Raw genomic sequence first — 13,114 nt, 5'->3', positions numbered from 1 at the left:
CCGCGGCCCCGGCCCTAGCGCAGGATCGGAATGGCGGGGTCGGCGGCCAGCAATTCGGCCCGGCGCGCTGCGTCGGGATGATGTTCGTGCGCCTGCATGGGCTGAAGGCCCAGCTTGGCGAACAGGCGCATGTCGCTTTCCTCCTCGGGGTTGTCCTTGGTCAGCAGCGTGTCGCCCACGAAGATCGAATTGGCCCCGGCAAAGAAGCACATCGCCTGCATCTCGTCCGACATGGCGGTGCGGCCGGCGGACAGGCGGACATGGCTGCGCGGCATCATGATGCGCGCGGTGGCGATCATGCGCACGAAATCGATGGGGTCCACCGGGGCGGCGTCGGCCAGCGGGGTGCCCTCGACCGGGATCAGCATGTTGATCGGCACGCTTTCCGGCGCGACCGGCAGGTTGGCAAGCGTCACCAGCATGTCGACGCGGTCCTGCGGCCCCTCGCCCAGCCCCAGGATGCCGCCCGAGCAGACCTTGATCCCGGCCTGCCGGACGGTATCCAGCGTATCCAGCCGGTCGGCAAAGCTGCGGGTCGTGATGACGTTGCCGTAATGCGCCTCGGACGTGTCGATGTTGTGGTTGTAGTAGTCCAGCCCGGCATCGGCCAGCTGGCGCGACTGGTCCGCATCCAGCATGCCCAAGGTCATGCAGGTCTCCATCCCCAAGGCCTTGACGCCCTCGACCATGGCGATGATCTGCGGCATGTCGCGTGCCTTGGGGCTGCGCCAGGCGGCGCCCATGCAATAGCGCGTGGCACCGGCGTCGCGTGCGCGGCGCGCCTCGGCCAGCACGCGCTCGACCTCCATCAGCTTGGATGCCGACAGGCCCGACGCATGGCGGGCCGACTGGCTGCAATAGCTGCAATCCTCTGGGCAGCCGCCGGTCTTGATCGACAGAAGGCGGCTCAGCTGCACGCGGTTCGGGTCGAAATGCTGGCGGTGCACGGTCTGCGCCTGAAACAGCAGATCCATCAGCGGCAGGTCAAAGACGGCGCGCGCGCCCTCGGCGGTCCAGATCTTGCGGTGGCTGTCGGTGTTCGGATCGCTGTGCAGCATGGCTCTTCCCCGTGGCTTGGCACCGTGCCTAGCATTCCGGTCGCAGCCTGTCCAATGCCGCCGACGGCTCAGTATTTCTCCTTGCGGCGGCGTTCCGCCTCGTCCTGTCCCAGGCTCAGCAGCGCCTCGGCCCGGCCGAATTCGCGCGCCGCCTGCTGGCGGGCGATCTGGAACCGGGGCAGCATCCGCTGCAGCTCCTGGTCGGCATGGCGCAGCTCTCGTGCGGCACGCCCGGCCTGGGCGTTGGCGATGCGCGCCTCGGGCAGGGTCAGGGGCGCGGTGCTGTCATAGCTTTGCGCCAGCGTGGCCTGCAGCGAATCGATGCGCTGACGGGCAACCGTCATGTGCGCATTGAACGCCGCAAAGGTCTTGAGCTGACGCTCGGCCTTCAGCCGCGCGATGCGTTCCAGCTGCTGCAGCTGCTTGATCTTGTCTACCATCCGGAACGGGCCTTCTGTCGCATCTTCTCGGCAAAGCGGATCGCGGCGGCGACGGCGGCGAAATGGGCGCGGTCGATCTCCTCGCCCACCTTGACCTGGGCGTGGATGGCGCGGGCGCAGGGCGGGTCGGACCAGATGGGCACGCCGGCCTCGGTCGCCTTGGCGCGAATGCGGGCGGCGACCTCGTCGGTGCCCTTGGCCACGCAGACCGGGGCACGGCCGGACCCCCGCGACCATTTCAGGGCGACGGCATAATGGGTCGGGTTGACGATGATGACGTCGGCGGTGGGCACGTCGGCCAGCATCTGCTTCATCGCGATGTCGACCGCGCGCTGGCGGCGGGCGCCCTTCATGTGCGGGTCGCCTTCGGAATCCTTGAACTCGTCCTGCATTTCCTGGCGGCTCATGCGGTTCTTGCGGCGGTGGTCGAACCACTTCCACAGCATGTCCGGCACGGTGAAGACGATCGAGACGACCAGCCCCAGCATCAGCACCTGCCCAAGGATCGAGCCCAGTGCCGCAACCCATTGCCCGTCCGCCATCGCCGCGGCGGCGATCCGGTCCAGCAGCGATGCGAACAGGAACCACCCCCCCGCACAGACCAGCCCGGCCTTGGCCAGGGAAAAGGCAAAGTTCACCAGGCCGTCCTTTCCGAACTTCTGCGCGGCGTTCTTGACCGGGTTGATGCGCTTGATGTCGAAGGCCAGCTTCTGGGGCGAAAAGATCAGCGCCCGCGTGGCGATCAGGCCCAGAAGGATCGCGCCCATCACCAGCGCGGCCAAGCCGATCGTGGCGGTCACGGCATAGGCGGCCAGGCCGCGCGCGATCGGTGCCGGCCCGCTGTCCGACCAGCCCTCGGCGCCAAGCGCCCGCGTGGCCATGGCCATCCATTGGCGCACCGCAAAGCCCGCCATGACTGAAAAGGCCAGGAATGCTCCCAGATACATCATCGTGACGTTCAATTCCGTCGATCGCGGAATGTCGCCCTTTTCGCGCGCACGCTGCAGCTTCTGGTCGGTGGCCTCGAACTGCTTGTCGTCGGTATCCTCGCTCATCCGCGGTCCCTCATGGCAGTGCCGGCAGCATGAAGCCCATGACCGCGTTGGCCCAGATGCCGACCAGCAGCGGCGCCAGGATCACCAACCCCATCAGCGCCAGCAGGATGGAGGCGGGCGCGCCGATGAACACGACCGGCAGGGCGGGCATCACCCGGTTGATGACCCCCGACAGCGCTTGGTACAGAAACCCGCCCAAGGTAAAGGGCGCGGCCAGCATCATCGCCAGCCAGAAGCTGTCGGTCACCATGCGGACGACGGCCATCACCAGCCCCTCGACCTGGGGCAGGTCCGCGGGCGGCCAGAGACGCAGGCTGTCGGCGATCAGTTCGACGATCATGACCGGCAGGCCCATGGCCATCAGGACCGCCATGCCGGCCAGGTGCAGCATGTTGCCGATGGGATGGGGCGACATCTCGTTCTGGATGCCCATGATCTGGGACAGTGACGCGGTCGCGGCAATGGCCGTGGTGGCGATGTCGATGGCGATGGTCAGCAGCCGCAGCATGATGCCCGTGGCAAAGCCCAGAACCATCTCGACCCCGACCTGCGCGATCATGCCCAGGGGCTGCGCGGGCATCTGCGGGCCGGGCGCTACGCCCGCCAGCAGCGGCGCCAGCGCCAGCGCGATCGCCACCTTGACGCGGGCCGAGATCACGCGTTCGCCCAGGCCCGGCAGGGCCACCACGCAGGCCTGCACGCGGACATAGACCAGCACCAGCGCCCAGTCCAACCCCGGAACGATGGCCTGCAGCTGGTCCCACATCATGCGGCCTCGACGGTGCCCAGCAGGCGCAGTTCGGCGGCGGGATCGATCTCCTCCAGACCCAGGACCGGGACCGCCATGCCGTTGGCCCCCAGCACCGCGCGGACCATGCGGCGCCGGTGGTCGGGCGCAACCAGCACGGTGCGGGCGACGGGTTCAGCCAGGGACAACGCGCGGCGGGTGGCCTCGACCAGCTTCTTGGACATGGCGGGGGTCATCGCCCCGCCCCCCGCACGTCCGGTTTCGGCATCGGCGCGCACGAACTCCGCCTCCCAGGCGGGATGCAGCTGCAGGGCTGCGACGCGACCGGCCTCGTCCGAATATTGCTGGGTGATCTGGCCGCGCAGGCGCTTGCGCACCAGCTCATAGATCGTCTCGGCCGATTCCACGTTGCGGAACTCGCAGATGGCATCCACGATCAGCGGCAGGTTGCGGATCGAGATCCGCTCCTCCAGCAGGGCGCGCAGGATCGCCAGCAGCGTCTCGGGCGTCACCTTGTCCGGCATCATCGCGTCGAAATACTTGCGATAGCGTTCGGCGCGGCCCGTGTCGGACAGGGTCTTCAGTTCCTCGATCTGGCGCTGCATCGCGCCAAGGGTCAGCAGTGCGGGCAGGTTGGCCTTGACCACCTCCATCAGATGCGTGGACAGCACTTCCATCGGGGTCACGACGGTGGCGCCCATGGTCGCCGCGTCCTCTTGGTCGGTCGGATGGATCCAGCGGGCCGGGCTGGAATAGACCGGCTCGCGGACCGCCACGCCGCGCAGATCGGCCAGCACGGCATCCGGGCCAAGCGCCAGGATCTCGGCCGGGCGCAGGGTGCCGCGACCGCGGATGACGCCGTGGATGCGGATCTGATAATCGCCGGGCGGCAGATCGTCGGTGTCGGTGATGCGCACATCCGGCAGGATCAGGCCGAAGCTGCGGGCGATGTGGATGCGCAGGTTGCTGATGCGGCTGCCCAGGCCCCGCGCCTGGTCCAGCGCGGTCACGATCAGGTCCGACCCGATCTCGACGCTGATGTCGTCGGTGTCCAGGACGTCCCCGATGCGGGCGGCAGGCTTGATCGCGCTGTCGCCCAGGGGCAGGTCGGGCAGCGCCTCGTCCGCGATGCGGCGTTTCTGCGCGATGCGCCAGGCCATGAAGCCCATCCCCGCCGCGATCCCCAGAAACAGCGGCTTCGGCATACCCGGCACGAGGGAGATCACTGCCATCGCCGCCGCGACCATCGCCGCCGGCTGCCAGCTGCGCACGAACTCGGTCGACATCAGGCCCGCGGTGGTTTCCGTGGCCCCGCCCCGCGACAGCAGCAGCGCCGCCGCCATCGAGGTGATCAGCGCCGGGATCTGGCTGACCAGCCCGTCCCCGACCGTCAGGTGGGAATAGGTCGCCGCCGCCTCTCCCAGGGGCATTCCGTGGATCGTGATGCCCACGACCAGACCGATGCACAGGTTGATCAGCGTGATGACGATCCCCGCCACCGCGTCGCCCTTGACGAACTTCGACGCGCCGTCCAGCGACCCGAAAAAGCTGATCTCGCGTTGTTCCTGGATGCGGCGGCGCTTGGCCTCCTGGTGGTCGATGGCACCGGCGTTCAGATCGCCGTCGATGGCCAGCTGCTTGCCGGGCAGCGAATCCAGCGCAAAGCGGGCGGCGACCTCGGCCATGCGGCCCGAGCCCTTGGTGATGACCATGAAGTTTACCACCGAGATCACCGCAAAGATCGTGATCCCGACCAGGATCGAGCCCCCCGCCACGAACTCGGCAAAGCCGTTGATGACCGAACCCGCCGCCTCCTTGCCGTTCTGCCCTTCGGTCAGGATCAGCCGGGTCGACGATACGTTCAGCGACAGCCGGATCACCAGGCTGACCAGCAGCAGGACCGGGAACGCCTGAAAGTCGGTGGGCTTCTCGACCAGCGAGGCCATGACCAGCACCATCACGGCGGTGGCGATAGAGATGGCGATGCCGAAATCCAGCACGCCGGCCGGCAGCGGGATCACCATCGAGATGACGACCAGCACAAGGCCGCCCGTGACAAGCAGGGGCGCGTCCAGGATCTTGGTGGACTTGCCTGAGAGGGCGGCAATGGGGGTCATTCGCGGGGCTCCGTTCTGGTGGCCGCGGGGCGCAGGAGGTCGTCAAGCGACCAGGGACGTTCCGTTAACAATCCGATGCGGCGCAGGTAGGCGATCGCCTGCAGCCGGTCGGCACTGTCCATCTGCAGCAGCGTCACGCGATAATCGCGCGGCAGCCCCTGTCCGGTCAGCAGCCATTCGTCGGCGGTGCGGCGAAAGCCGTCCAGCCCGGCGGCGGCGACCGGGCCAGCGGCCATACAGGCGATCAGAAGCGGCAGGCCGATCCGGGTCATCACGCCGCCTTCTTCAGCTCTCTCAGGGCGCCTTCCAGCGTGTCGAAGCTGGGTCGCACATGTTCGGGCACGGTCTGGCGGCCGACCTCGACGCACAGGGTGGTGGCGTGCTGATGCAGGCCCGCGACCAGGACCGACTTGACGACCTCGTAAAAGCCCAAGTCCTGCTTGACGACGGCGCCAAGCCGGTTGGCCAGCGGCGCCACGAAGCCATAGGACAAAAACACCCCCAGAAAGGTACCCACCAGCGCCCCGCCAATCATCTTGCCCAGCACCGCAGGCGGCTGATCGATCGAGGACATGGTCTTGATCACGCCTAGAACCGCCGCGACGATCCCCAGGGCGGGCAGCGCGTCAGCCATGTTCTGCAAGGCGTGGGGGACGTGCATCTCCTCCTCCTTCAGAACCGCGATGCGGCGGGACAGCATGTCCTCGACCTGGTAGGGATCATCATAGTTCAGGCTGGCCGAACGCAACGTATCGGCAATCAGCGAGACGACATGATGATCCGCCGCCAACTTGGGATAGGCGGTGAAGATCGGTGATTCGCCCGGATTCTCGATGTGCTGTTCCAGCGCGACGGGGTTTTCCTTGGCGATCTTGAGCAGCTGGAACATCAGGCACAGCACGTCCTGATGATCCTGGGCGTTCCATTTCGGGCCCTTGAAGGCGCGGATCAGCCCGCCCAGTGTGGCCTTCAGCGTATGGCTGTCGTTGCCCAGCAGATAGGCGCCAACGGCGGCGCCCATGATCATCATCATCTCGAAGGGCAGCGAATGCAGGATCACGCCCATCTTGCCGCCGGCCAGCAGGTAGCCACCGAACACCATGACGATCGTAAGGAATATTCCGACGAAACCGAACATTGCGGGGTTCCTTATGGGTTGCGGACGCTGCGCGCGCCCATCTGGGCGGTCAGCAGGGCGGCCTGGCGCGGCTCGACCGCGGCGATGATGCGGGCACCGGCCTCGGGCTGGACGCGCATCAGGATCTCGGCCGCGAAATCGGCGGGCAGGTTGGTCAGGATGGCGGCGGCCTCGGCAGGTTTCATCTGGTCATAAAGCGCGATCAGCCGGTCGATGTCGGTGCGCACGGCCTGGGTCGCGCCGTCCTGGCGGGCCGTGATGCTGCCCTTCTGGGCGCGCAGCTCGGCCAGCCGTTCGCGCAGGGTGCTTTCCGCCTGCGCCAACTCGGCCTTCCGCGCGTCGATGGATTCCATGTAGCGTTCGATGCGCAGCGCCCGGTCGCGCAGCTCCTCGGCCAGGGCCACGGCCTCGGGGACATCGCCGCAGCCGTCCAGCAGGTCGGTGGGCGCGGCCACGGCGGCAAACACCCGCGACAGATCCTGGCCCTGCCAGATCATCGCGCCGGCCGGCAGGGCGAACAGCAATGTCAGCGCGGGCAGAAGATGCCTAGCCATGGGACACCTCGCGCTTGCGCAGGCGGCGACCCGAAGGCATCGGCTGCGGCGCCTCGGAGGCGGCGGCGCCGATGCGCTGCCGCAGGTCCCAAATGGCGCGTTCGCGGCGCGCGGTCTCGATCTCCTCGGCCAGGCGCTCGCTGGCGGCGGTGGCCTCATCGCGGGCCGACCGGATGGCGCGTTCCAGGCGGTCGACCTCGGCGGCCATGACGGCGATCGCGCCCCCCAGACCGCTTTCCAGATTGTTCATCCGCCGCAGCCGCCGCGCCAGGGTGGCGCAGAAGACGCCAAGCCCCAGACAGGCCGCCAGCAGCAGGATCTGCATCAGTTGTTCCAGGGTCATTTGAATCGAAACTCCGTGATCAGAAGGTCCTTGACCGGCTCCTCGCCCAGGACGAAGCGGGTGCGGGTGACCAGTTCGGCGCGGATCACCTCGAGGACGCCGCGCTTGTCATAGGCCGCCGGATCGACGCCCGAGAGGAAGGTCGTGAACGCGTCCGACACGCGCGGCATCAGGTGGGTCACCTCGGCCTTGTGGGTGGTGTCGGTCTCGATCGTCGCGGACAGGACCAGGCTGCGGGCGCGGCCACCCGGGATGACGATCTCGATGGTGGGGATGTCGATGAACTCGACGCTCATGTGCTCGGTCGACTGGACCGGCTCCTCGGGGCCCGACAGCATGCCGGAGGGCGACCAGAAGCCCAGATAGCTGGATGCGAATCCCGCCCCGCCCAGGACCAGCGTCGCCACCAGCGGGATCAGCAACCCCTTCTTTCCGCGCGGCTTTTCGGGTGCCGCCGCAACAATGTCGGTCATCGTGATTCTCCGTCCTGACCAGACCGAAATATCAGGTTGCGACTAACCAATTCTTAACGTGGCCCATGTCATTTCAGGTTCAGACGACCATGACGCGATGATTCGAAAGGAACGGTTTTGCAAAAACTGCAGGACTACTGGAACGAGCGAAGCTCTCGACAGCGGATGATCCTGGGGGCGGCCTTTCTGGGGACGTTCCTGGTGATCGCAGGGTTTGGCTGGATGGCCAGCCGCCCCAGCATGGCCCTGATCTATGGCGGGCTGGACAGCGCCCAGGCCGGCGAGGTCATCGCCGGCATCGAACGTGCCGGCGTTCCCTACGAGGTGCGGGGCGACTCGATCTATGTCGCGGCCGATCAGCGCGACCGCCTGCGCATGGATCTGGCCGCCGAAGGCCTGCCCGCCGCCGGCAGCACCGGCTACGAGCTGCTGGACGGCATGTCGGGCTTTGGCACCACGTCGCAGATGTTCGACGCCGCCTATTGGCGCGCGAAGGAGGGAGAGCTGGCGCGCACCATCCTGGCCCTGCCCAACGTCCAGACCGCCCGCGTCCACCTGGCGATCGAGACGGGACGCGGATACCGCCGCGACCAGAACGGCAGCGCCTCGGTCACCCTGACGACCAATGGCGGCACGATCACGCGCGAACAGGCCGCGGCGCTGAAATACCTGGTGTCGTCGGGCGTGCCGGGCATGCAGCCCGACCGTGTGACCGTCATCGATTCGCAGCGTGGGATCATCGCCGCGACCGAGGACCAGACAGGAGCCGACCGCGCGGCCGAGATGAAGCGCAACGTCGAACGCATCCTGGAGCCGCATGTCGGTATCGGAAACGCCATCGTCGAACTGAACCTGGACCTGCTGACCGAAACCGAACTGCTGACCGAACAGCGTTATGACCCCGAGGCGCGCGCCCTGATCTCCACCGTGACCGAGGAGACGACGGACGAGAGCAACTCGACCGGAAAGGGCGCAGTCACCGCGGCCTCGAACCTGCCCGACGCCACGGAACAGCCGGGCGACACCAGCCAGAGCAGCCGCGCCGAGAACCGCACCCAGTCCAATTTCGAGGTCAGCCGCACCACGCGCGAGGTTCAGCGCCAGCCCGGATCGACCCGCCGCCTGACCGTCGCCGTCCTGGTGAACGGCGTCCCGCAGGCCGGTGCCGACGGAGAGACCACCCTGACCCCCCGGTCCGAGGCCGAGCTGCAGACGCTGCGCGAGCTGGTCGCCTCTGCCGTGGGCTATGACGAGGCGCGGGGTGACCAGATCACCGTCAAGTCGCTGCCCTTCGCCACGCTGGGCGAGAATGGCACCCTGGCCACGCCGGGCTTCCTTGATCGGCTGGCGCTGAACGATCTGGCGCGCATTGCGCTGATCGGCGTCTTTGCGCTTGCGGTGATCGTCATGGTCCTGCGCCCGATGATGCGCAATCGCGCGCCCGCCCCTGCGCCGATGCTGGACAACAGCCTGCCGCCGATGCCCCCGATGATGGGTGGGCTGACGGGCATGATCGACGACGAGCCCTCTCCGGACAACCCGCGGATCGTGCCGATCGAGTTTCCGGGGCTGGACCAGCTGGCCCTGCCCCCTGCCGACCCGGTCGCCCGCCTGAAGGCGATGATGAAGGACCGCCATGACGAGAGCGTCAAGATCCTGTCGGAATGGATCGACAACAAGGAGAAGGTGAATTGAGCCTGGCCCTCTTCAAGCTTGAGTCCTTCTCGAACGCGGTCGCGGCGCGTGTCGAGGTGACCTACACGCAGGCCGACCTGCATCAGGCCTTCGCCGACGGCGTGGCGCAGGCCAGCGCGCAGGCCCAGGACGACCAGCTGCGCGCCCTGAGCGCCAGCCTGGAACAGGTCGCCGCCGGTCTGGCCGCGGACGAGACCCGCCGCCGCCAGATGCGCCAGGAGGCGGTCGATGCGCTGGCGCCGATCCTGCATCAGGTCCTGGACCTGATGGCCCCGCCCCTGTCGTCGCGCCGGCTGGAGGGGGCCCTGCAGGCAGAGCTGACCCATCTGGCGCAGCGCGCGACCCCCGTGGGCCTGCGCATCGCCTGCAACGACCGGCTGGCCGACATGGTCCGCCGCTGCTTGGCCCAGGCCGGCCTTGAGGGCATCGAGATCGCCCCGGTCCCGCAGGACCTGATCACCGTGTCGCTGCAGGGCGGCCACATCGATTTTACCCCCGACAGCATCGCGGGCGACATCCGCGCCCTGATCGCGGAAATCACCCAGGAGGACAGCACATGGACGCACTGAAGCATCTGATCGACACCGACACCATCCAGGTCGAGGTGACCATCCGCCTTGGCCGCACGCGTCAGACCGTCTCGCAGCTGTCCTCGCTACGCGCCGACGACATCCTGGTCCTGGACCAGGCGATCGAGGACGGGGTCGAGATCTGCGTGGGCGACAAGGTCATCGCGCGGGGCGAGCTGACCGGCGACGGATCGGCCGAAGACCGGCTGTGCGTGCGCGTCCTGGGCGCGACGGGGGCGGCGTGATCCGCGCCGCGGCCCTTGTCGCGGTCGCGGCCCTGCTGCCCTCGCCCCTGTGGGCGCAGGACCTGGGCGGCGCCTTGGGCGCCGGGCTGGGCGACAATGCGGTGATGCTGGTCGTGGTGCTGACGGCGCTGTCGCTGGCACCGGGCATCGCGATCATGGTGACCGCGTTCCCGTTCATCGTGACGGTCCTGTCGATTTTGCGCCAGTCGATCGGCCTGCAGCAATCGCCGCCGAACATGCTGATCGTCAGCCTGGCGATCTTTCTGACCTGGTTCATCATGGACCCGGTCCTGCGCGAGGCCTGGACCGTCGCGGGGCTGCCCCTGCAACAGGGTCAGATCGGCATTGCCGAGGCCTTCCAGCGCGGCATCGTGCCGTTCGAGGGGTTCATGGCGGCCCGCACCGACCCCGACACCTTGGCCAACCTGGCCGAGATCGCGCCCGGCACCGGCCCCGCAGACCGCCTGTCGGTGCTGATCCCGTCCTTCATGCTGTCCGAGATCCAGCGCGCCTTCGAGATCGGGTTCCTGATCGCCCTGCCCTTCCTGATCATCGATTTGGTCGTGGCGGCCGTGCTGATGTCGATGGGCATGATGATGCTGCCCCCGGTGGTGGTGTCGCTGCCCTTCAAGCTGGCGTTCTTCGTGGTCGTGGACGGATGGGGAATGATCGCGGGCGCGCTGGTGCGCAGCTATGCGCCCGGCTGACCCCCCCTCAGGGGATCAGCCGACACCAATCAGGCGCGGTCGGTGCGCCGCGCCGCCAGCGACTGAACGCCCATCACGGAGAGAACCTTGTCCTCGATATGCTGGGCGTTCAGGCAGCTGCTGTCATACATCGCCCGCGGCGCGTCGTGGTCGACGAACGCATCCGGCAGGACCATCGACCGGAAGCGCAGCCCCTTGTCAAAGGCGCCCTCCTCGGCCAGCAGATGGGCGACATGGCTGCCGAAACCGCCGACGGCGCCCTCCTCGATGGTGATCAGCGCCTCGTGGTCGCGGGCCAGGCCCAGGATCAGGTCACGATCCAGCGGCTTGGCAAAGCGCGCGTCGGCGACCGTGGGCGTGATGCCCCGCGCCATCAGTGCCTCGCGCGCGGTCATCACCTCGGACAGGCGCGTGCCGAAGGACAGGATGGCGACGCCCTTGCCCTCCGCGATCATGCGGCCCTTGCCGATGGGCAGGACCTGCCCGCGCTCGGGCATCTCGACCCCGGTGCCCTCTCCGCGCGGAAAGCGGAAGGCGATGGGGCCGCTGTCATGTGCGGCGGCCGTGGCGACCATGTGGACCAGTTCGGCCTCGTCCGCGGCGGCCATGACGACAAATCCGGGCAGATTGGCCAGGAAGGCGGTGTCATAGGCGCCGGAATGGGTCGGACCATCCTGCCCCACCAGCCCGGCACGGTCGACGGCGAACCGGACGGGCAGGTTCTGGACCGCGACGTCATGCACGATCTGGTCATAGCCGCGCTGCAGGAAGGTCGAATAGATCGCGACGAAGGGCTTCATGCCTCCCGCGGCCAGACCGGCGGCAAAGGTCACGGCATGCTGTTCGGCGATGCCCACGTCGAAGCAGCGGCGCGGAAAGCGCTGCGCGAACTGCTTGAGGCCGGTCCCGTCCGGCATCGCGGCGGTCACCCCCAGGATGCGATCGTCGCGGCCCGCCTGATCGATCAGCGCCTGCGCGAAGACCGCGGTATAGCTGGGCGCGTTCGATTTCGCCTTGGCCTGCACGCCGGTGATCACGTCGAACTTGGCGGTGGCATGGCCCTTGTCCGCGGCCGCCTCGGCCGGGGCATAACCCTTGCCCTTCTTGGTCACGACGTGGATCAGGACCGGACCGTCAGCCCGTGCCCGCACGGTGCGCAGCAGGGGCAGCAGCTGTTCCATGTCGTGACCGTCGACCGGCCCGATATAGGAAAAGCCCAGCTCCTCGAACAGGGTGCCGCCCACGGCCATGCCCTTCAGCATCTCCTTGGCGCGGCGCGCGCCCTCCTGCAGGGCGTCCGGCAGCATGCCAACGGCGCCCTTGGCCACCGCCTTCAGCTCCTGGAACGGCCCGCCTGCATAAAGGCGCGTCAGATAGGAGGACATGGCGCCGACTGGGGGCGCAATGGACATCTCGTTGTCATTCAGGACCACGAACAGGCGCTTGCCCTCATGGCCCGCATTGTTCAGCGCCTCGTAAGCCATGCCTGCGCTCATGGCGCCGTCGCCGATGACCGCGATCGCATCGCCCGGGTCGCCGCCCAGTTCCCGCGCCATCGCGAAACCCAAGGCCGCGCTGATCGAGGTCGACGAATGCCCCGCCCCGAACGGGTCATAGGGGCTTTCCGCGCGCTTGGTGAAGCCCGCAAGGCCCCCGCCCATGCGCAGCGTGCGGATGCGGTCGCGCCGCCCGGTCAGGATCTTGTGCGGATAGCACTGGTGCCCCACGTCCCAGATCAGCTTGTCGCGCGGCGTGTCAAAGACCGCGTGCAGGGCCACGGTCAGCTCGACCACGCCCAGGCCTGCGCCCAGATGGCCGCCGGTCACGCTGACGGCGCTGATAGTCTCGGCCCGCAGCTCGTCGGCAAGCTGACGCAGTTGCGCGTCGGTCAGGGTCTTCAGATCCGACGGCAGGCTAACGCGGTCCAGAATCGGCGTCTTGGGTCGATCGGTCATGGCTGGCCCTCCTCCGG

General features: G+C 67.9%; 15 protein-coding genes. 4 read left to right on the top strand and 11 right to left on the bottom strand.

All coding sequences use genetic code 11. The features are described from left to right. Nucleotides 1-14 precede the first annotated feature (14 nt). From bioB to fliL, 10 genes are all read right to left on the bottom strand, one after another. Nucleotides 15-1,058: a biotin synthase BioB gene (gene bioB / locus EOJ32_RS03195; protein ID WP_046000679.1), complete on the bottom strand. Its 1,044-nt coding sequence runs from the start codon at nt 1,056-1,058 to the stop codon at nt 15-17. 68 nt (nt 1,059-1,126) lie between these two features. After that, nucleotides 1,127-1,498 (bottom strand): hypothetical protein, encoded by a 372-nt coding sequence (locus EOJ32_RS03190; protein WP_127897682.1) that lies wholly within the window; start codon nt 1,496-1,498, stop codon nt 1,127-1,129. After that, nucleotides 1,492-2,553: a flagellar type III secretion system protein FlhB gene (flhB, locus tag EOJ32_RS03185; protein ID WP_127897681.1), complete on the bottom strand. Its 1,062-nt coding sequence runs from the start codon at nt 2,551-2,553 to the stop codon at nt 1,492-1,494. The genes EOJ32_RS03190 and flhB overlap by 7 nt, the downstream gene beginning before the upstream one ends. A 10-nt stretch (nt 2,554-2,563) precedes the next feature. Further along, nucleotides 2,564-3,322: a flagellar biosynthetic protein FliR gene (locus tag EOJ32_RS03180; RefSeq protein ID WP_127897680.1), complete on the bottom strand. Its 759-nt coding sequence runs from the start codon at nt 3,320-3,322 to the stop codon at nt 2,564-2,566. Beyond that, nucleotides 3,319-5,418: a flagellar biosynthesis protein FlhA gene (locus EOJ32_RS03175; RefSeq protein ID WP_045982800.1), complete on the bottom strand. Its 2,100-nt coding sequence runs from the start codon at nt 5,416-5,418 to the stop codon at nt 3,319-3,321. The genes EOJ32_RS03180 and EOJ32_RS03175 overlap by 4 nt, the downstream gene beginning before the upstream one ends. Further along, a complete protein-coding gene (locus tag EOJ32_RS03170) occupies nt 5,415-5,690 on the bottom strand; it encodes a hypothetical protein (RefSeq protein ID WP_127897679.1) in 276 nt (91 codons plus the stop codon). Before EOJ32_RS03170 ends, EOJ32_RS03175 begins: the two co-directional genes overlap by 4 nt. Beyond that, nucleotides 5,690-6,556 (bottom strand): flagellar motor stator protein MotA, encoded by an 867-nt coding sequence (gene motA / locus EOJ32_RS03165; protein ID WP_127897678.1) that lies wholly within the window; start codon nt 6,554-6,556, stop codon nt 5,690-5,692. The genes EOJ32_RS03170 and motA overlap by 1 nt, the downstream gene beginning before the upstream one ends. Nucleotides 6,557-6,567: 11 nt before the next feature. Then, entirely contained in the window at nt 6,568-7,110 is a 543-nt protein-coding gene (locus tag EOJ32_RS03160) for a MotE family protein (protein WP_127897677.1), read from the bottom strand. Beyond that, nucleotides 7,103-7,453 (bottom strand): hypothetical protein, encoded by a 351-nt coding sequence (locus EOJ32_RS03155; RefSeq protein WP_046000675.1) that lies wholly within the window; start codon nt 7,451-7,453, stop codon nt 7,103-7,105. The genes EOJ32_RS03160 and EOJ32_RS03155 overlap by 8 nt, the downstream gene beginning before the upstream one ends. Beyond that, the gene (gene fliL, locus EOJ32_RS03150; RefSeq protein WP_046000674.1) at nt 7,450-7,926 is read right to left on the bottom strand and encodes a flagellar basal body-associated protein FliL; all 477 of its coding nucleotides are present in this window, start codon (nt 7,924-7,926) and stop codon (nt 7,450-7,452) included. The genes EOJ32_RS03155 and fliL overlap by 4 nt, the downstream gene beginning before the upstream one ends. Before the next feature lie 117 nt (nt 7,927-8,043). On the opposite strand from fliL, the gene fliF reads away from it, so the two are divergent. From fliF to fliP, 4 genes are read left to right on the top strand one after another with little or no spacing between them, the layout of a single operon-like run. Continuing rightward, nucleotides 8,044-9,621: a flagellar basal-body MS-ring/collar protein FliF gene (gene fliF / locus EOJ32_RS03145; RefSeq protein WP_127897676.1), complete on the top strand. Its 1,578-nt coding sequence runs from the start codon at nt 8,044-8,046 to the stop codon at nt 9,619-9,621. Further along, nucleotides 9,618-10,190: a hypothetical protein gene (locus EOJ32_RS03140; protein WP_127897675.1), complete on the top strand. Its 573-nt coding sequence runs from the start codon at nt 9,618-9,620 to the stop codon at nt 10,188-10,190. The genes fliF and EOJ32_RS03140 overlap by 4 nt, the downstream gene beginning before the upstream one ends. Further along, nucleotides 10,178-10,435: a FliM/FliN family flagellar motor C-terminal domain-containing protein gene (locus tag EOJ32_RS03135; protein WP_042245210.1), complete on the top strand. Its 258-nt coding sequence runs from the start codon at nt 10,178-10,180 to the stop codon at nt 10,433-10,435. Before EOJ32_RS03140 ends, EOJ32_RS03135 begins: the two co-directional genes overlap by 13 nt. Then, on the top strand, nt 10,435-11,142 hold the full coding sequence (fliP, locus tag EOJ32_RS03130; RefSeq protein ID WP_045982836.1) for a flagellar type III secretion system pore protein FliP: 708 nt from the start codon (nt 10,435-10,437) through the stop codon (nt 11,140-11,142). Before EOJ32_RS03135 ends, fliP begins: the two co-directional genes overlap by 1 nt. 29 nt (nt 11,143-11,171) lie before the next feature. On the opposite strand, the gene dxs is transcribed toward fliP, so the two are convergent. Further along, nucleotides 11,172-13,097 (bottom strand): 1-deoxy-D-xylulose-5-phosphate synthase, encoded by a 1,926-nt coding sequence (dxs, locus tag EOJ32_RS03125; RefSeq protein ID WP_127897674.1) that lies wholly within the window; start codon nt 13,095-13,097, stop codon nt 11,172-11,174. Nucleotides 13,098-13,114 lie beyond the last annotated feature (17 nt).

Origin of the sequence: Paracoccus sp. Arc7-R13, assembly GCF_004010775.1 — a bacterium.
In the GTDB taxonomy this organism is placed as follows: Bacteria; Pseudomonadota; Alphaproteobacteria; order Rhodobacterales; family Rhodobacteraceae; genus Paracoccus; species Paracoccus marcusii.
This window is presented reverse-complemented; position numbering and strand designations above follow the sequence as displayed.